Below are 18,414 nucleotides of genomic sequence, written 5' to 3' on the forward strand. Positions count from 1 at the left end.
TATTTTTCTGTTCCGTACGAATCAGATTTTATTCTTCAGGAAAGCGGTACACGATGGAATTAATATTGAGTCCGGCACCTACAGAGGCAAAAACAATTTGATCGCCTGCTGAAAGATGCTGCCCTTCCATTTCGTTTTTCAGGATGATATCCAGTAGTGTGGGTACTGTAGCTACCGAACTGTTCCCCAGCCAGGAGATGGACATGGGAACCAGCTCTTTGGGATACGATTTCATGCCGTAAAGCCGGAAAAGCCGGGTAATGATGGCTTCGTCCATTTTTTCGTTGGCCTGATGAATGAGAATTTTGTTGATGTCATGAATATCCAGGCCGGCTTTTTCGATACTTTCTTTTACGGTAGACGGCACATTGGTTAAGGCGTAGTTGTAAAGTTTCCGCCCATACATTTTCAGGTAAACTTCGTTGCCGGTATATTTTGGATCGTACGATTTGTCCATCCAGAGTTCAAAAGCATGTTCGAGCGTGTCGGAACGGGTAACGTGCGAAAGGATACCCACCGGCTGATCGCTTTCGATGGCTTCGATGATGGTAGCTCCGGCTCCGTCTGCATAAATCATGCTGTCGCGGTCGTGCGGGTCGCAGATACGCGAGAGCGTGTCGGCACCGATGATCAGTGCGCGGGAGGCATCTCCCGAACGGATAAAATAGTTGGCCTGAATCATGCCCTGTACCCAGCCCGGACAACCAAAAGGCAAATCAAAAGCAACTGTTCGCGGGTTGACAATACCCAGCTTGTGTTTTACCCGTGATGCCAATGCCGGTACCAGATCAGTGTGGCGGTTGTGTGCCGGAACATCTCCGAAATTGTGGGCAAAAATGATGTAATCAAGGCTCTCAGGATCGATTCCTGACGATTCGATGGCATCTTTGGCAGCAAAATAGCCGATGTCGGAAGCGACCAGGTCATCCGTAACATAACGGCGTTCTTTGATTCCCGTAATGTTGACAAATTTTTCGACGATCTCGCGGGTATCGGTTTCAAATTTCTCCCCTTTCTCGTCGTAAAATTTGTGATTTAAAAAATCTTCATTACGGACAACTTGTGTGGGAATGTATTTCCCGGTTCCCCGGATAACGGAATAACGTTTTTTCATGATTTTGACTCTTGTTTACCGGAAGGCAAATAAAAGAAAATTTTAAAACCAAGGCAAAAAAGCACGGAATGATTTTATGAACACCGGGGCCGGTTTTGGAATCGCAGTCTCTTCCGTTCCCTTTTCAGCATTGCATCAGAGACGTTAGCAAGTTTTTTTACAGAAGCCGAAAAAGCCGATTATAGACGTCGTTTTTTCACGGACTTTGAATAAAAAGCAGGCGGAATAAGAAAAAAACAGCGTACAATATACCATTCCGTGTTTTTTTTCGTTTTGTACTTCAATAAATTGTTATAATTTTGCCGCATGCTAAAAAAGGCTTGGATTTTTTTGTTAATTACTGGTTATATAGTAGTTAGCAGTGGATGTCACGATTATTCAAAGATTTTAAAGAGTCCGGATAATACGTTGAAGTATGAAACGGGGGTAGACCTGTATGAAAATGGTGATTTTAAAAAGGCGCTGGAGTTCTTTGATATGCTACGAACCTTTTATCAGGGAACGGAGAAAGGGGAGAAGTTGACGTACTATACGGCCAACTGTTATTTTCAGATGAAAGACTACCAGCTGGCCAGTTATTATTTTCACCAGTACCAACAGATGTATCCGAAAGGTAAGCATGCTGAAGAGTCGGCTTATTTGCAGGCGTACTGTACTTATCTGACTTCGCCCCGCCCTGAGCTGGACCAAACCAATACGTACAAAGCATTGCAGGAGCTGCAGGCTTTTATTAACCGGTATCCTAACAGTCCCAGGGTAGGAAAAGCAACGCAGTTGATGGATAATCTGCATAAAAAGCTGGAGATTAAAGAGTTTAAAACGGCTTATCTCTATTACCGGATGGAAAGTTACCAAGCCGCAATTACTTCGTTCAAGAACCTGCTGAATGATTATCCAAACAGCGACAGCAGAGAGTTATACATGTACTACATTGCCAAGGCTTATTATGAATATGCCAGCAAAAGTGTTGTGGAAAAACAAAAGGAACGTTATGAAAAAATGGTGGAAGCTTACAACAATCTGTTGTTTCTCTTCCCCAAAAGCAAATATTTACCGGAGTTGAAACCGTTAAGTGAAAAAGCAAAACTACATTTAAAATAAATAAACAATCATGGACTACAAAAAAGTGAAAACAGAAACCACAGCCGTTACGCGTCATAAAGAGAAATTTTATGAGCAAACCGGAAACATTTACGAAACAGTGGTGGTTTTGTCGAAACGTGCCAACCAGATTGCTCAGGAACTAAAACAGGAATTGGATAAGAAAATTTCCGAATTTGCTTCGGCCAACGACAATCTGGAAGAAGTTTTTGAAAACCGGGAACAGATCGAGATTGCCAAATATTACGAAAGACTTCCCAAGCCCACTTTGTTGGCTATTCATGAATTTTTGAACGGAGAAATTTATATCCGAAATCCACATAAAGAAAAAGCACTCGACTTTTAGTTTGAAAGCCGTGGAATAAAAGAAAACCGGCATGCTCAAAGGAAAAAAAATTATTGTAGGCATTACGGGAGGCATTGCCGCCTACAAAATTCCTTTGCTTATCCGGTTGTTGAAAAAAGAAGGCGCCGAAGTTCAGGTGATCATGACGCCTTTTGCCAAAGAGTTTGTTACACCACTTACTTTATCGGTAGTATCTGAAAAGCCGGTACTTTCTGACTATTATGTAAAAGACGACGGAAGCTGGCACAGTCATGTGGAGCTGGGGTTGTGGGCCGATGCTTTTTTGCTGGCTCCGCTTACCGCGAATACCATGGCTAAAATGGCTGCCGGTATTGCCGACAATTTTTTACTTACTGTGGTGCTTTCGGCACGCTGTCCGGTGTTTTTTGCTCCTACCATGGATTTGGACATGTTTCAGCATCCCACGGTACAGCAAAATATTCAACAATTGATCCGTTTGGGCTATCATTATATCGAACCTGCAGAGGGTGAACTGGCCAGCGGATTGAAAGGCAAGGGACGGATGAAAGAGCCGGAAGTCCTTTTAGAAGCGTTAACCCGGTTTTTTTCTGGTGAAAGAGCTTTTGCCGGGAAAAAAGTGATGGTTACCGCAGGTCCTACTCATGAACCGATTGATCCGGTTCGGTTTATTGGAAACAGTAGTTCCGGAAAAATGGGATGGGCTATTGCCCGGGCATTTGCCCGCCAGGGAGCTGATGTCCGGCTGATTATGGGACCGACGGATATTCAAACCGATTTTCCGGGAATTCAAACCCTTTCTGTTACTACGGCAGCAGAGATGGAAAAAGCCTGTAAACAGGTTTTCCCGGAAACAGATATTGCGGTAATGGCAGCAGCTGTAGCTGATTTTACACCGGCAGAAACTGCTTCGGAGAAAATAAAAAAAGCTAACGGTCCTGATGTTATACACCTGAAGCCAACGGCCGATATTCTGGCCGGACTGGGAAAAATGAAAAGAAAAGATCAGATTCTGGCCGGTTTTGCATTGGAAACCGAACAGGAACTGGAACATGCCAAAGAAAAACTGAAAAAGAAAAACCTGGATTTGATCGTTTTGAATTCTTTGAGAGACAAAGGAGCCGGGTTTGGAACCGATACCAACAAGATTACCGTGATTACCGCTGACGAAATGGTAAAAACATATCCCTTGAAAACAAAAGATGCTGTAGCTGAAGATATTCTTTCCGTGATAAAAAATTTGATGGAGAAATAAAATGAAGCATGCCGGTCTGTTGCTTGTTCTGTTGATACTGACTGTTTCCGGTGCCCTGGCACAGGAATTCAACTGTAAAGTACAAATTAATACCCAGCAGGTTCAAGGTTTTGACCGGAGTGTGGTCAGCGATCTGAAAACGGCCATGACGGAGTTTATCAATAACCGGAAATGGTCGGATTATCATTTTGCTCCGGAAGAGAAAATCGAATGTACCTTACTTTTTACGGTTACCCGGATTGCCAATAATGAAGATTTTACCGGAACGTTCAGTATTATTTTGCAACGTCCGGTTTTCAACAGCAATTACAACTCGCCGCTTTTGAATATGATTGATAAAAACATCCGGTTTAAATATCAACCATCACAGGCTATGAATTTTTCGGAAAATACTTTTTCGGATAATCTCACTTCGTTACTGGCTTTTTATGCCAATATGATGTTGGGGATTTATTTCGACTCTTTTGCCCTTGATGGCGGTACGGTGTTTTACAATCATGCCATGACAGTGGTTCAAACGGCCCAGAATTCAGGTTATACCGGATGGCAGTCGTTTGAAAGTGAAAAAAACCGGTATCATTTTGTTGAACAGTATCTGAACAAAGCTTATGAGCCGTTGCGTATTTTTTTGTACCGGTATCATCGTAAAGGGATGGATGTAATGTATAATGATGTGGCCGGAGGCCGGAAAGTCATCCTGTCCTCGCTTTCTTTGCTGAAAAAGGTATATGACAAACGTCCCGGACTTTATGCGATGCAGTTGCTGTTAGATGCCAAAAGAAATGAAATTATTCAGATCTTTTCCAAAGCAACGCCTGCCGAGAAAAACCAAATGGTTGCTTTGATGAGTCAGATTGATGCGCCTAACGGGATGCGCTATCGCGAAGTATTACAACAACGATAAAAAAGAGAAAGCCCAAAAAGCCATTCTTCCGGTTTCCGGTCGGGAGAGAAGGAATCCTGCAAAATCGTATCATTGATTATTAAAAGATTACTTTGTTCCCCTTGAATGACTGTTCAGCCTTTCTCTTTTGTCAATATAAGTTTTTTGTGCGATAAACCTTATGCGATACTAAATCAAAGCGCTTTTGGGATTGATATGAACCAAAAGCGCTTTGATTGGCAAACAGTATTAGAATTTTAAATTAATGCCGGCCATAAAGTTAAACTCAGCCTGCGGGAAATATCCGTTCATTTCTGATTCCACACCGTTGTAAACATAGCGGTAAACCCAGGCATTGGTTTCGTATTTTTCACTGAATATATTGTTTAGATGCACCACCATCGACAACGATTTGATTCCTTTTAAGTAAAGGGTATAATCCAGTTTTATATTGTTTACCCAGTAAGGATCAAGGCTCCGCTCTTTGGATGATGTATTGTCAATATATTGCCGGGATACATATTTTGAGATCCAGGCGATATGAAAGTTTTTAGCCGCCGTCCAGGTGAGGATGCTTCCGGCTACCAAATCGGGGGAAAAGGAAATGTCGGTAGTGCCGAGATATTTTTCGTATTGGAGAGGCTGATGTGCCGGATCATCCCAATAGTTCCAATTATCGATGTATTCGGTAAAGTCTTTGATTTTATTTTGGCTGAGGCTCATGTTGGCATTCCACACGAGTGTTTTAGACCATTTCCACACCGTGGATATCTCAATTCCTGCCCGATAACTTTTGGGTACGTTGGTCATAATGGCTGTTCCCACATTATTTATTTTTCCGGTCATTACCAGTTGGTCTTTGTAGTCCATGTAGTAAATATTGGTTTTTAAAGCAATGTTATTTCCCGAAAGTTCATATCCAAGTTCATAATCAATAAGCCGTTCAGCCCGGATGTCTTGTCCCGGATCGGCATCACGGTAAACAGAGCGGTTGGGCTCGCGATGAGAAACCCCCAACGAAAAATAGAAACTGTTTTTGGGGTTTAAGGCATACGAAATACCGGCTTTCGGATTAAAAAAGTGGAAAAAATGTTCCTGGGTTAAATCCCGCAGGTCGTCGTGGGTTCCTTTGATGCTGTAGTCGATATAGCGGTATTGCGCATCGGCCATGGTACTCCATTTTTCCGTGAAACGATAATGCCACCGGGCAAAAATGTTCACGTCGGTTTTTTCTCCTGTGTTGAAGTACCAGTTCCGGTCGTAATCTCCCAAACGGGCTACCTGTGCCCAGACAATTTTTCCGTAGTGGTCGCCATCGTAGTAGTTCCAGCCTCCGCCGAAAGAGAGTGTACTCCGGATGGTCTTGTAATTCCCGGTGAGATTAATACCGTAAAACCAGTTGTCGAGCCACTTTTGGCGAATCAGGTTGGTACGGGAGATGGTATCGTTTCCGATAATGGTATCATTCATTCCATATTTAGAAAACTTTTGTTGGTTCTTGTAAGAGTTATAATATCCAAAACCACGGGTCAGGAAAAGTGCAGCTGCCAGATCAAGTTTTTGGTTAAACTGGTGTGCATAATGAAGTTGATAGTAATTCTGGGTGTAATTATCGGTTTGATCGTCGTAATATCCCAGAAATTTGCCGTTTGCATCGTAAATGGCTCCGGCCGGATTGTAGGTGCGGTTTGTTTTCAGGCTGTCTTTAGGAACGCCGTACCATGCCTGATAGGTTTTTTCGTGTCCCATCATCACAATGGCTTTTACCACATCTTTTTTACCGTAATAACCGCCCGAAAGGTATCCTGAACGCAGTTTTGAAAATGCCCTGTCGATGTAACCGTCTGAGCGGATATCCGAAAAACGCCCATTAAAAACCCAGTGTTTGTTCAGGAGTCCTGTACCCAGCAATGCGGTGTTTTTAAAAGTATTAAACGACCCGGCAAAACTGCTGACTTCGGCATAGGCATCCGGATTAAAATGATCGGTTTTGATGTTGATGCTGGCACCGAAAGCTGCCGAACCGTTACCGGAAGTACCAACTCCCCGCTGTATTTGAATGTTATCGACCGAGGACGCCAGATCGGGTAAATCGACAAAATAAACGCCTTGCGATTCGGCATCGTTTACCGGAACGCCGTTTAACGTGACGTTGATTCCGGTCAGATCCACCCCGCGAATTCGCATTCCGGTATATCCCACGCCGGCACCGGCATCAGAGGTTACGACCATGGAAGGCGTCATCTGCAACAAAAAGGGCAGATCTTGTCCTGAATTGTTTTTGTTCAGGGTTTTCCCGTTAATGTTTTCATGGGTAGTGGGAGAAGCTGCTGTTGCCCGGGTAGCGGAGATGATCACCTCGTCACTCATGTAGCTCAACGGCTGAAGGGGAATATCCAGCTGTTTGTTTTTTTGAAGATGTACTTTGATGGTTTTGGTGTGATACCCCACAAAGCTTACTTTTAAGAGGTAATCGCCGGGTTTAAGATGTGTAAACGAAAAATTTCCGTTACTGTTGGTGGCTACAGCCATGAAACCGTTTCCCAGAATGACGTTGGCTCCGGCAAGCGGTTGATGATCGTTGCTGTCATAAACTTTACCCGAAAGGGTATTTTGCGCCTGTAAAACAAAAGGAAACAGGAGCAAAATCATGAAAATTGTTTTTAAATAACGCATAGCTCAATTGATTTAAGTGAATTAAATCAACAGAGGTTCGCCTGAATGGGTTGTGTAATTTCTCTTTCCTACGGCGGCATTACCCGCATCAGGTTCAGAGGGTTTGATCTCAGCCCGTGTATTAAGGCACCCCTATTGGTTGATGGGGCAAAAGTAAATATTTTTTTAAGCGAAAGAAAATGAGATGTGTTTTTTCCGGAAAAAGTTGGCTCCGGAGTTTGATTTTGCCTGAAATAAACAGTTGGTAATCAGATTTTATTTTTTAAAATAGCCTGATTGATTCTTTTGGCAATGCATGGTCCTTCGTAAATAAATCCGGTATAAACCTGGATCAGATCAGCACCGGCACGGAACATCTCCAGTGCGTCCTGTGGCGTGAAAATACCTCCGACACCGATGAGGGGAAATGCTTTTCCTGATTTTTCCGAAAGATACCGGACCACCTCCAAAGCTCTTTTTTGCAAAGGTTTTCCGCTGAGCCCGCCCCGGCCAATGGAGTTTATTTTTTCGGAAGAGGACTTCAGTCCTTTTCGTTCGGTTGTGGTGTTTACCGCAACAACGCCGGCAATGTTTGTTTCGCGGATCAGCTGAATTACCTCGTCCAGCTGGTGGTTGTTCAGGTCGGGAGAAACTTTTAAAAAGATGGGTTTGGCGTGTTTTTTCTTTTGGTTTATCTGCTGCAGGCGGGTTAAAATATCCCGCAGCATTTTGGCATCCTGTAGTTCACGCAGGTCGGTTACATTGGGACAACTGACATTGACCACGAAATAATCGCCGGTATCAAATAACTGCTCAAAAAGCTGGACATAGTCATTTACTGCTTGATCATTAGACGTTTGGGTATTTTTTCCCAGGTTGATCCCAACAATCAACGATTGGTTTTTCCTTTTTCTCAGCCGTTGCCTGATGATTTCCACTCCGGGATTATTAAATCCCATCCGGTTGATAAGCGCCTGATCGACAGGCAGGCGAAATAAACGGGGTTTTTCATTTCCGGGTTGTGCCACCGGTGTTACAGCCCCGACTTCTACAAAACCAAAACCAAAATTTCCCAGAGCATCAAACAAATTTCCATCTTTGTCAAAACCGGCAGCAATACCTACCGGATTTGAAAAATGCAATCCGGCAATGCTGCGTTCCAGTGTTGGATGGTTTACAGAGAAAAAATAACGGACTGCCCCGGCAATACCCGGAATGCTGAAGGCAAATCGTAAAGTAAAACCCACAAAATGATGAACCTTTTCAGGATCAAAGCGAAAAAGCAACGGCCTGACAAAGGTTTTGTACACCATTTTTATTTTTTATCTTCAGAAGATGTTTTTTCGTTTTCTTCTGTTGTTTTCTGGTCTTCCTGCTCTTTCTTGTTGTTTTCTTCGTTATCGCTTTCTTCTTCTTCGCTAAAGTCGAGTAACCCTTTTTCGAGTAAAAGATTGTACCAGGTAAACACCTTTTTCATGTCAGAAACATATACACTGTCTTTATCGTAATCGGGTATAGCTTTTTCAAAAAGCGATTTCAATTGATTGGAAGACAGTTTTTTGGGATTTTCCACCGGTTGTCCGCCTGTACTGTCAAAGATCATTTTCAACGCATCGTGAAGCGGTAAATCTTCTCCTGTTGTATAAATACTGATTTCCTGTAACGAACTAATGCGTTCATGGGCAAAAGCCGGCATCCGCTTACCGTCGGTAAGCGATTCGACAACCAGGTTGTTTTTTGCTTCGCCGGCCAGTTTATATAAACCGGGCTTGCCTGCAATTGACAAAATCTTGCTTAAATCCATAGATCAAAAAAATTTTTTACAAAAATAAACTTTTCTTTATCGCTGCCTGCTTTTAAAAATCGTTAAATTTTTTTTTGATGAGAAAAAACTGCTGTTCATGGAACAAAGAAAACAGGAACAGCGGTTTATACCGGGGAACATATATTTTTCGCGGATTCATTGCTTTAGACTGTTTGCTTTTAAGGCAGAAAACCATCCCGAAAATAATTCTATTTTTGCCCCTTAAAAAAAAGGGATTGCATGAAAATACTTAAAGGATTGATGGTGGTAGCGGTGTTGGTTACCGTATTTACTTTTCAGGTGGATGCCAAAGGCAGGGATAAAGCCATGGCGGCTTTTAAAAAGGGAGATTATCAGACGGCCCTTGCACTGTGGAGCAAAACCATTGCCAAATACGAAAAACGGAATAAAGGAACCCAGTGTACGGTATATGATGATGCGGCACAGGCTGCGTTGAAACTGGGAAAAGATGACCTGGCCCGGCAGCTGCTGGAAAAAGCAACTTATTCGGCGTCGGCAACTCCGGAAGCTTTTGTAGAACTGGCCAAACTCTATCGTAAAATCGATAACCTTTCACTCGAAATCACCACCTTGGAAAGGTATGTGAAGAAATACCCCCACGATAAAAATATTGTTCCCATGCAGGAACGGCTTTTTGAAACTTACATCGAAAGTGAAAATTGGCAGGAAGCACTTGATTTATGGAAAAAATTACCTGCATCATTTCAAACAGACACTTCTCATCTTGCCGAGTTGCTTAAAGCCAATATTGCCTTGAACCGGGAAAAAGCAGCGGATACCCTGGCTCCGATGCTCTTAAAAAAGGATCCGAAAAATACAGTGGCGTTGGATTATGAAGCAAAAAAATATTTTTGGCGGGCTGAAAACCGGTATCAGGCAGAAATGAAAGCTTACAGCAAAAACAAAACCCGCAGTCAGTATGCCCATTTATTAAACGCATTTAAAATAGTAACGGTCGATTTTAAAAAGTCATTGACCTATTTTCGCCGGCTTTATGTCTTGCAGCCTACATCGGAAAATGCCCGTTATCTCGGAAACATTTATGCCCGGCTTGATGACCGTTCCAAAGCAAAATACTATCAGCATCTGGCCGATAAGCTGAAGAAGGAAGGGAAGTGATGAAGGATGTTTGGATGTGGAGATGGAAGGATGTGAGGATGGGAGATTTTTGATGTGGGATGTGAAGATGTGGGATGTTTTAGTTTAGTATGCCTTAGCGGGAAAAAGGGGACATTGGTCACTGGTCATTGGGAAAAGATGAACGATAAGAGTAAAACGATGAGTTGGTAGTGGTTGATTATCAGTTGTTTAGTGTTCTGTATTTTGCGTTTGGGATTTTTTGTGATTTGATTTTTTGCTTTTTGGGATTTCTAACTGGTCATTGGTCACTGGTGATTGGTTGATTTTCAATGCTTTATTCGCATTTCCATTGTCGTCCTGAACGGAGTGAAGCGAAGTGAAGGATCTCAAAAGACTGGCAGTAGTTAAAATAGATTCTTCGCGTTGCTCAGAAGGACAAAAGAAGTTGATTTTTGGGATTTTTTTGTGATTTGCTTTTTTGCTTTTTGGAATTTCAAACTGGTCATTGGTCACTGGTGGTTGGTTGATTTTCAATACTTTATTCGCATTTCCATTGTCGTCCTGAACGGAGCGAAGCGAAGTGAAGGATCTCAAAAGACTGGCAGTAGTTAAAATAGATTCTTCGCGTTGCTCAGAAGGACAAAAGAAGTTGATTTTTGGAATTTTTTTGTGATTTGATTTTTTGTTTTTTGGGATTTCCCACTTCAGGCACTTCAAACTTTAGGCATTTTAAGTCCTTAGATGTCTAATGTTCTGAAGGAACGATTTTTTTAGCTTCGGGTAGAAAATTTATTGTCCGGCTTTTTTTCTTCCGTATTTTCTTTTACGCCATACCGTAAATGCAAAAGCAAAAAGGAGAATCATCAGTAACGGACCTGCCACGTTGATCAATTGCCATTGCAATGCCTGATTGTTGACTTTGGTTTTGTCGAGCAGGCGTAATTTGAATTCACGTGTACGCAAAGCGATCAGGCCGGGGCCGTCGGTAAGTTCATTCAGCGCATTTAGAATAAAATCTTTATTTCCGTAAGTCTGCCGGGTAAACTGATTGTATCCTAAAGGCAGAGAATAACCATCGGGGATTTTAAGCTGGCTGAGTAAAACGTCACCGTCCGAAACCACGATCATTTGTGTAGGTACACTTTGTTTTTTAAACGGAAATAGCTTGCTTTTTAAGCCGGAAACCAACCGGTTTTGAAAATCGGAAGGGAATTTCCCGCTGAGCAGCACAGCTACAAAACGTGCAGGACCTCTAAAAAACTGCGGAGAGGGCTTGGCGCGCAGAATAGCCAGGCTGATGATGCCCGGAACTTTTTCTACGCCGCAATAAGGCGATGTTTTTAACAGAACGGTTTTCTTTATTCCTTTTACTGAAAGCGTGTCGATACTGCTGGCAAAGTCCATTTCAATGCTGTTTAAATTGCGTACGACCGGATTTTTTGAGCGAGGCGTAACCAGTAAATAATAATACCACGGAAGAAGCTGAACCTGAGCCTGCCCGCCAATTTCTCCGGTTCGCACGGGAATGGGTACCGCATTTAAATCCAACAACAGGTCTTTGTTAAGCCGTACGCCGTAAGTAAATAACATTTCCTGCAATCCAAGGTTCAGGTCGATAGAAACCGTTGTTTCCGCCATTTTGATGCTGTCCATGCTGGCTAAAACCGGGTCGATCAGCCAAAGTACTTTCCCGCCGTACATGATGTATTGGTCGATCATTAGTTTTTCTTTTTCGGAGAAAGGCTTTTGCGGTTTGGCTATGATCAAAGCCCGGTAACGGGGGAGAATACTGCCTTTTCGTTTTTGCAACAAAGCATTGGGAATTGTGTCAATGCGGACAAACTTCAGGTCATAATTTTCATGAAGTGTGTTCATGATGTCGGTTACTCTTTTTCCACGGGGTTCACCCTGTCCGATGAGATAAGCTACGGCTGGTTTTTTTATTTGTTCCAGTTGGTGAATGGCGTTGACAAAAACAAATTCCAGATTTTCGATGGAGTGGTTGAGTACCTGGTCCGGAGGAATATTTCGTTCATTACTCAGTAAGGACACCGCAATTTCCCGGTCGTGATATTGAAGAAGGGCTCCGGGGAAAATGGTTTGTTGTTCCATTCCGTTTTTGGTTTTTACCTGTAAGTTGGTGGGAATAAGTCCTTTGTCCATGAGTTGACGGTAAAAAGCCACTCTTTTTTTAGGATCGGAAGATTTCGACGGATTGACAAAACGGAAACGCACCTGGCGCTGATAAGCCTGTAGTTCTTCCAGCATTTCGCGTGTTTCCACGGCAAGACGCTGAAATCCGGGGGGGAATTTTCCTTTCAGATAAACAGTAATGGTAAGCGGGTCATCCAGTTTTTTTAAAATCTGTTTTGAAACATCGGCAAGCGTAAAACGTTTGTCGGTGGTAAGGTCAATTCGTGTAAAATAGAAAGATCCCAGCCAGTTGGCCGCAATGATCAGGATGATGACCCATAGAAACCGCCGGCGGTACCGGCGTTCAATCTTTTTACCGGGAAGTTGGACCTTTTTTTTCATTTCCATTTCCTCCTTCCCAAAAGATAAATGCTGCTGTAAAGAAAAAGAATATCCAGGCTGAGGAAGTAGATCACATCGCGGGTGTCAATCACACCGCGGCTCATGGAGGCGTAGTGTGCGCTGATTCCCAGTTGTTGGATAAAAAGCGCATTACGGCCAAAAAAAGGAGCGATAAAATCAAATCCCATGTACATAAAAGCGCTGATGACGACTGCCGTTAAAAAGGCGATAACCGGATTGCGCGAAAGTGCGGAAGCAAAAATTCCTGTTGTTGTAAAAGCTGCTCCAAGAAAAAGCAACCCGATGAAGGAGCCCCAAAATCCGCCGGAGTCAATATCGCCTTTCGGAAAACCCAGCTGCCAGACCGAGAAGTAATAAATCAGGGTGGGGAGGAGCGCAAAAACCACCAGTGTGAAAGCCGCAAAAAATTTGGCTGTGATAATCCGGCTGTCACTGACAGGGCGTACCAACAGTAACTCGATGGTGCCACTGCGCTGTTCTTCAGCAATGCTGTTCATGGTAACAGCCGGTACAAGAAAAAGAAAAACAAACGGGGCCAGAGAAAAGAGTCCGTATAAATTGGCATAACCGTTTTCCAGTACGTTCATCTGGCCAGGAAGCACCCACAAAAACAAACCGGTGACTGTTAAAAAAACAGCAATTACAATCCACCCTGTCAGGTTTCCAAGAAATCCGAGAATTTCTTTTTTGTACAATGCACCCATCACTGCGGTTTTTTAGAAAACGCAAAAATACGGTTTTTCGCACCTGCCGGAAAAAATTCTTTTCCTGTTGTTTCTGGCGGTTTATTTTCTTTAAATCCGGTTTGGTATTTTTTTTGTCGTACTGTTTTTAGCTTAAAATTATCATTGACAAAGAAAGGAGGAAGAAAAAATGACAGTTCAAATGCAAAATACAAAAGAAAAATTAAACGAACTGAATACACATAAAGCGGCAGGAAACCAGGCTGCATTCAACAAGATACTGTTTGAATTTATGCCCCATTTCCGGAAAGTAATTCATCATAAAATCCGGCAAATGGAATTCCGGGGTGAATTGCCGAAAAACATGTATTCGGCACAGGGACTTGTGGATGAAGTTTACCTGAGAATTTTCCGGGAACAAAACCGGGAACCTTATGACGAAAATTATCTGAAAGCGCGCATGTTTGGCATTGCCAAAAAGATATTGAATGAGTGGAAAGAAAAAGAATCGGGTGAACGTGCCCGGATTTCCACAGAAACGCTTTGGGAAAACGAGATGAAAGCGTTGGATGAGCAATATGTGGTGGATGCCGAAGGAGAGCTGGTGCTACTCGAAGAGCTGGATGACATCTCTTACCATCAGGATGAATATGGAGAAAACCTGATCCTGATTGAAGAAGACCAGATTGAAGAGATTGCCCAGGCGTTGGCTTTGAAAGATAACGATGAGCCACTGACCGAAACAGAGAAAAAACGGTTAGGAAAAGCTTATTCTGATTTGCCCGAGACCAGTCGTGCTGTGGTTGATTATGTTGTTTTCGGGAAATTGAATGAAGCACAGGTGGCATCCGTGCTGGATGTAAGCATTGAAAATATTACAGAAATGATGGGTAAAGTGAAAGCCCGGTTTTTGTCGGTGCTCAAACGGTAATGAGTATTTTCCCGGGGACGTCCAAAAAGCTGCAAGAATGGTTGCTTTTTGGATGTCCCCGGTTTTTTATTATTTCAAAATCTTTAGACGGGCAAAACGCAGGAGCAGGTTTTTGTTTCCGACCCCGTTAAAAAATACGGTGGCTTTTTTGTTCGGTCCGCTTCCTTCCACCGAAATCACTTTCCCCTTGCCGAATTTGGCATGTTCCACTTCCATGCCGGCCATGAGTCCGCTCATGTCATCTTCTTCATGCCGGCTTTCGGTTTTTCTGCCGGAAGTTGCCGTTTGTACCGGCTTGAGTTTTCTTTTTACCGGGCGGTAACCTGTATTTTTCTGCCGGAAGTCATTTGATGCCGGTTGTGGCGCCGGAATGTGGCTTTTGTGGGGAATGTCTAACAGACTTTCGTCAATTTCTTCTAAAAAACGGCTGGGTTCCGAAAAAGAAAACTGTCCCCAGCGATAGCGGCTTTCGGCATACGAAAGGGTTACTTTTTTCATGGCCCGGGTCAGTGCTACGTAAAACAACCGGCGTTCTTCCTCCAGTTCGGCGCGGGTGCTGACTGACTGTACAGCCGGAAAGAGATTCTCTTCCAATCCGACAATAAACACGTAAGGAAATTCCAGCCCTTTGGCAGCATGAATGGTCATTAGTGCTACTTTGTCATTATCGTCATCTTCTTTATCGGCATCGGTAAACAGGGCAACTTCCTGCATAAATTCTTCCAGTGTTCCCTGCGATTCCAGATCTCCTTCGTGGGCTTCAGCGCCTCTTTCACTGAATTCTTTTACGCTGTTCAGCAGCTCTTCAATGTTTTCAATGCGGTTGTCGGCTTCGGGCGTGTCTTCATCTTTTAACATTTTTAGCAGTCCCGATTGGTTGGCAATAGTACTGGCAGCTTCGTAAGCATCTTTCTTTTTTACTTCAGCGGCAAAACTTTTGATCATGGTCGTAAAGCCGTTGAGTTTGTTGGCGATGCCGGAATTGATCTTTATATCATATTTTTGAGGATTGCTGATGATTTCCCACATGCTTACACCGTGTTCGTCGGCAGCTACAATAATGCGCTGCATGGTGGTTTTCCCGATTCCGCGCGAAGGAGTACTGATGGCCCGCTGCAGGGCTTCTTCATCGTTGGGGTTAATCACAACCCGAAAATAGGCGAGCAGGTCTTTGATTTCTTTACGGTTATAAAACGACTGCCCCCCATAAATCCGGTATGGAATGTTCAGTTTGCGCAACGATTCTTCCATGGCCCGCGACTGGGCATTGGTGCGGTATAAAATGGCAAAGTCGCTGTTGGCCAGCTGATGGTTCATTTTTGTGGAAAAAATGGCATCGGCCACCAGCTTTCCTTCTTCGTTATCGCTTACCGCTTTGATGAAACCAATTTTCTCTCCGTCTTCGTTTTCGGTCCAAACCGTTTTTTTGATTTGCTCTTTGTTGTGGGTAATGACTTTGTTGGCTGCTTTTACGATTGTTTTGGTAGAACGGTAGTTTTGTTCCAGCTTAAAGAGCTTATAATCGGGATAGTCTTTCCGGAAGTTCAGGATGTTCTGGATATTAGCGCCGCGGAAGGCATAAATACTTTGTGCATCATCGCCTACCACACAAATGTTTTCGTATTTGGCCGCCAGCTTTTTTACAATGAGATATTGTGCATGGTTGGTATCCTGATACTCATCCACCAGGATGTACTGGAATTTTTTCTGGTATTTGAAAAGTACTTCCGGAAAGTCACGAAAAAGAATGTAGGTGTTAAAAAGCAAATCATCGAAATCCATGGCATCTGATCGTTTCAGCCGGGCCTGGTAAGCGGCATAAATTTCTTTAACCAATGGTTTGGCCATGCTTTCGTCGGCACTTTGGATTTCCGGATCTTCAGCATAAAGTTTTGGGTTGATCAGGTGTGATTTGGCCATGGAGATCCGGTTACGGACAAAATTGGGAGCATAAACTTTGGGATCGAGATTCATTTCGCCAATAATGGTTCGGATGAGTTTTTTGCTGTCGTCGGTATCATAAATGGTAAAATGTGACGGATACCCCAGGTGATGCCCGTCCAGTCGCAAAATTTTTGCAAAAACCGAGTGGAATGTTCCCATCCAGACATTCCGGGCTTCCCCATCGCCAATCAGCTGAATGATACGTTCTTTCATCTCACGGGCGGCTTTGTTGGTAAAAGTCAGGGCCAGTACATGAAACGGGTCGACGCCTTTTGACAACAGGTGGGCAATGCGATAAGTAAGCACTCTTGTTTTTCCGGAACCGGCACCGGCGATGACCATGGAGGGGCCGTCGGTGTGCACCATGGCATCGTATTGTTCTTTGTTTAAATCTTTTAAAAAATCTTTCACGCTTCGTTCTCTTTTTCTGCTGTGCAAAAGTAATTTTTATTGGTTTTGTCTGTTGAAAAGCTGTCTACAGGTTATGAACAATTTCCTGTTTTTTTTGATGAAAAAATGGGACGCCTTTCATCGTTCGGGCGGATGCCCGAAACAATTGCTTCTGTCCGTTTTGCCGGAAAACCGTTTTGTTGTGTGGAGTGCTCAAGCAAAAAGAGTCAATGTTTTTTTACCTTTGCCTGCGTTTTCAAAAAAAGAAAAACGGTTCGGAAGAAATTTTCTTTTCCCGGATTTTTTCTTCGAAAATCAAGAATCAATTCAATAAGGATAATTTTCAGTTTATCTGTAAAACAAAAATTAAAGCAAATGAGAATGAAAAAATACCCTCTGATCTAAGTACATGACAAAAATTGGAAGATATTGAACTCAGGAGTATAACTATCATTAAGAAAGCATTTTGTAATAAAGTCGAGACCTGTTTTAAAGATTGTTTTTGCTTTTCTACCGTGTTTTTTAATTTTAATCGGTTTGATATTTTGATGGATATGAATACCCACTTTGTAAACCCAGACAAAAGCAACCATAATCAACAAGACGAGTTTTTCAATTCTTTTGATATCTGAAAGGTGTGTTTTTTCAATATCGAAACCGCTTGATTTCATGGCTTTAAAGGTCATTTCTATTTGCCATCGTTGTTTATAGTAATCATCAGCCTTTTCCGGTTTGGTAAATGATACCAGAATTAGATATTCTCCGTTATGTAATTTGCTTCCGGACAAATAGCACAACTGTCCGTTTACTTCTACAATGTTGGGGTAATATACAAACTCATTTATCCTGAATGCATTGAATAACCAAAATGCCTTAATGGTTTTATTCTTTCTGGGAACAAAAACTTTAAAATTATTTCTGATACGAATATAATAGTGCAGGTTATTATTGTTAAGATACTTAAGCCATTTTTCACCAACAAATTCCCGGTCTGCAACAATACATTCTATCGTACCTTTTCCAAAAAGGTTGATGTATCGTTCAATCAGGTTTATCCTTTCCTGCGAATTGGAATTACCCCGTTTTTTTAACATACTGAACAATAATGGAAAGGCTACTCCCTGATACACTATGCCAAGCATAAAGATGTTTATGTCTGTTTTGCCAAACTTCCAATTGGTTCTGTCAATAGAAAGTGTTAATCGTTCTTTGTGGGGCAATAAACTGAAAATTAATTTTGCGATTAAATCAGAATCAAGAGAATAGGATGAGATAAATCGTTGGATACGGCGCAAGGAAGAACTTTCTTCTGCCTGAGTATCAAATCCCCTTGCCAGGCTCTCAAAATGAACAGTCCTTACTTTTGTTAAAGCAATAATGAATAATGATATGAATTTTATCCGGGCTAAATTCAGCCTGCCTTCAAAATGTTCCTTTAAAACTGAAACTAAATGACTATCTTTACTGCTGACATTGGTATTCTTCATCTGACAAATACTTGGTAAATATTCGTCTAAGATACTGAATACCAATGTTTTATCCAAACTTTTTAAGGGTTATTTTGCTGATTATCAGTGATTTATTTTTTGTCATGTACTAAGCCCTCTGATGATTTTGGCAGGACTTTTCGCCTTCGGGCTTACGGCCTGTTGTCATCAAAACCAAAAGAAAA

General features: G+C 42.5%; 15 protein-coding genes and 1 riboswitch. Of the genes, 6 read left to right on the plus strand and 9 right to left on the minus strand.

From position 1 onward, the window contains the following. Nucleotides 1–28 precede the first annotated feature (28 nt). The gene (locus LA303_RS04550; protein ID WP_240526750.1) at nucleotides 29–1,114 is read right to left on the minus strand and encodes a 3-oxoacyl-ACP synthase III family protein; all 1,086 of its coding nucleotides are present in this window, start codon (nucleotides 1,112–1,114) and stop codon (nucleotides 29–31) included. A gap of 306 nt (nucleotides 1,115–1,420) precedes the next feature. On the opposite strand from LA303_RS04550, the gene LA303_RS04555 reads away from it, so the two are divergent. The 4 genes from LA303_RS04555 to porD are packed head-to-tail and all read left to right on the plus strand — an operon-like array spanning nucleotide 1,421 to nucleotide 4,699. Next, nucleotides 1,421–2,215: an outer membrane protein assembly factor BamD gene (locus LA303_RS04555; RefSeq protein ID WP_240526751.1), complete on the plus strand. Its 795-nt coding sequence runs from the start codon at nucleotides 1,421–1,423 to the stop codon at nucleotides 2,213–2,215. A gap of 10 nt (nucleotides 2,216–2,225) precedes the next feature. After that, nucleotides 2,226–2,561, plus strand: coding sequence for a DNA-directed RNA polymerase subunit omega (locus LA303_RS04560; RefSeq protein WP_240526752.1), 336 nt, complete (start codon nucleotides 2,226–2,228; stop codon nucleotides 2,559–2,561). A 31-nt stretch (nucleotides 2,562–2,592) separates the two neighbouring features. Beyond that, nucleotides 2,593–3,795, plus strand: coding sequence for a bifunctional phosphopantothenoylcysteine decarboxylase/phosphopantothenate--cysteine ligase CoaBC (gene coaBC, locus LA303_RS04565; RefSeq protein ID WP_240526753.1), 1,203 nt, complete (start codon nucleotides 2,593–2,595; stop codon nucleotides 3,793–3,795). Between the two features lies 1 nt (nucleotide 3,796). Then, on the plus strand, nucleotides 3,797–4,699 hold the full coding sequence (porD, locus tag LA303_RS04570; RefSeq protein WP_240526754.1) for a type IX secretion system protein PorD: 903 nt from the start codon (nucleotides 3,797–3,799) through the stop codon (nucleotides 4,697–4,699). 228 nt (nucleotides 4,700–4,927) lie between these two features. Here the strand turns inward: porD and LA303_RS04575 are convergent, their stop codons facing one another. The 3 genes from LA303_RS04575 to LA303_RS04585 form a co-directional block, all read right to left on the minus strand. After that, entirely contained in the window at nucleotides 4,928–7,330 is a 2,403-nt protein-coding gene (locus LA303_RS04575; RefSeq protein WP_240526755.1) for a TonB-dependent receptor, read from the minus strand. Nucleotides 7,331–7,402: 72 nt separating this feature from the next. Next, a riboswitch (TPP riboswitch) is annotated at nucleotides 7,403–7,498 on the minus strand. Nucleotides 7,499–7,602: 104 nt separating this feature from the next. Beyond that, nucleotides 7,603–8,646 carry a quinone-dependent dihydroorotate dehydrogenase gene (locus LA303_RS04580; protein ID WP_262901566.1) on the minus strand — a complete coding sequence of 348 codons (1,044 nt, stop codon included), beginning with the start codon at nucleotides 8,644–8,646 and terminating at the stop codon, nucleotides 7,603–7,605. A 2-nt stretch (nucleotides 8,647–8,648) separates the two neighbouring features. After that, a complete protein-coding gene (locus tag LA303_RS04585; RefSeq protein ID WP_240526756.1) occupies nucleotides 8,649–9,137 on the minus strand; it encodes a DUF5606 family protein in 489 nt (162 codons plus the stop codon). Nucleotides 9,138–9,377: 240 nt separating this feature from the next. Here LA303_RS04585 and LA303_RS04590 point away from each other — a divergent pair, with 240 nt between their 5' ends. Further along, entirely contained in the window at nucleotides 9,378–10,277 is a 900-nt protein-coding gene (locus LA303_RS04590) for a tetratricopeptide repeat protein (protein ID WP_240526757.1), read from the plus strand. Between the two features lie 189 nt (nucleotides 10,278–10,466). On the opposite strand, the gene LA303_RS04595 is transcribed toward LA303_RS04590, so the two are convergent. From LA303_RS04595 to gldF, 3 genes are all read right to left on the minus strand, one after another. Next, nucleotides 10,467–10,955, minus strand: coding sequence for a hypothetical protein (locus LA303_RS04595; protein WP_240526758.1), 489 nt, complete (start codon nucleotides 10,953–10,955; stop codon nucleotides 10,467–10,469). Between the two features lie 72 nt (nucleotides 10,956–11,027). Further along, nucleotides 11,028–12,773 (minus strand): gliding motility-associated ABC transporter substrate-binding protein GldG, encoded by a 1,746-nt coding sequence (gene gldG, locus LA303_RS04600; protein WP_240526759.1) that lies wholly within the window; start codon nucleotides 12,771–12,773, stop codon nucleotides 11,028–11,030. After that, nucleotides 12,770–13,498: a gliding motility-associated ABC transporter permease subunit GldF gene (gldF, locus tag LA303_RS04605; RefSeq protein WP_240526760.1), complete on the minus strand. Its 729-nt coding sequence runs from the start codon at nucleotides 13,496–13,498 to the stop codon at nucleotides 12,770–12,772. The genes gldG and gldF overlap by 4 nt, the downstream gene beginning before the upstream one ends. Nucleotides 13,499–13,679: 181 nt before the next feature. On the opposite strand from gldF, the gene LA303_RS04610 reads away from it, so the two are divergent. Further along, entirely contained in the window at nucleotides 13,680–14,408 is a 729-nt protein-coding gene (locus tag LA303_RS04610) for a hypothetical protein (protein ID WP_240526761.1), read from the plus strand. A 69-nt stretch (nucleotides 14,409–14,477) separates the two neighbouring features. Here LA303_RS04610 and LA303_RS04615 read toward each other — a convergent pair whose 3' ends face one another. Further along, the gene (locus tag LA303_RS04615; RefSeq protein WP_262901567.1) at nucleotides 14,478–16,763 is read right to left on the minus strand and encodes an ATP-dependent helicase; all 2,286 of its coding nucleotides are present in this window, start codon (nucleotides 16,761–16,763) and stop codon (nucleotides 14,478–14,480) included. A gap of 380 nt (nucleotides 16,764–17,143) precedes the next feature. Continuing rightward, on the minus strand, nucleotides 17,144–18,229 hold the full coding sequence (locus tag LA303_RS04620; protein WP_240524782.1) for an IS4 family transposase: 1,086 nt from the start codon (nucleotides 18,227–18,229) through the stop codon (nucleotides 17,144–17,146). Between the last annotated feature and the right edge of the window lie 185 nt (nucleotides 18,230–18,414).

Origin of the sequence: Candidatus Sulfidibacterium hydrothermale, assembly GCF_020149915.1 — a bacterium.
Lineage (GTDB): Bacteria > Bacteroidota > Bacteroidia > Bacteroidales > F082 > Sulfidibacterium > Sulfidibacterium hydrothermale.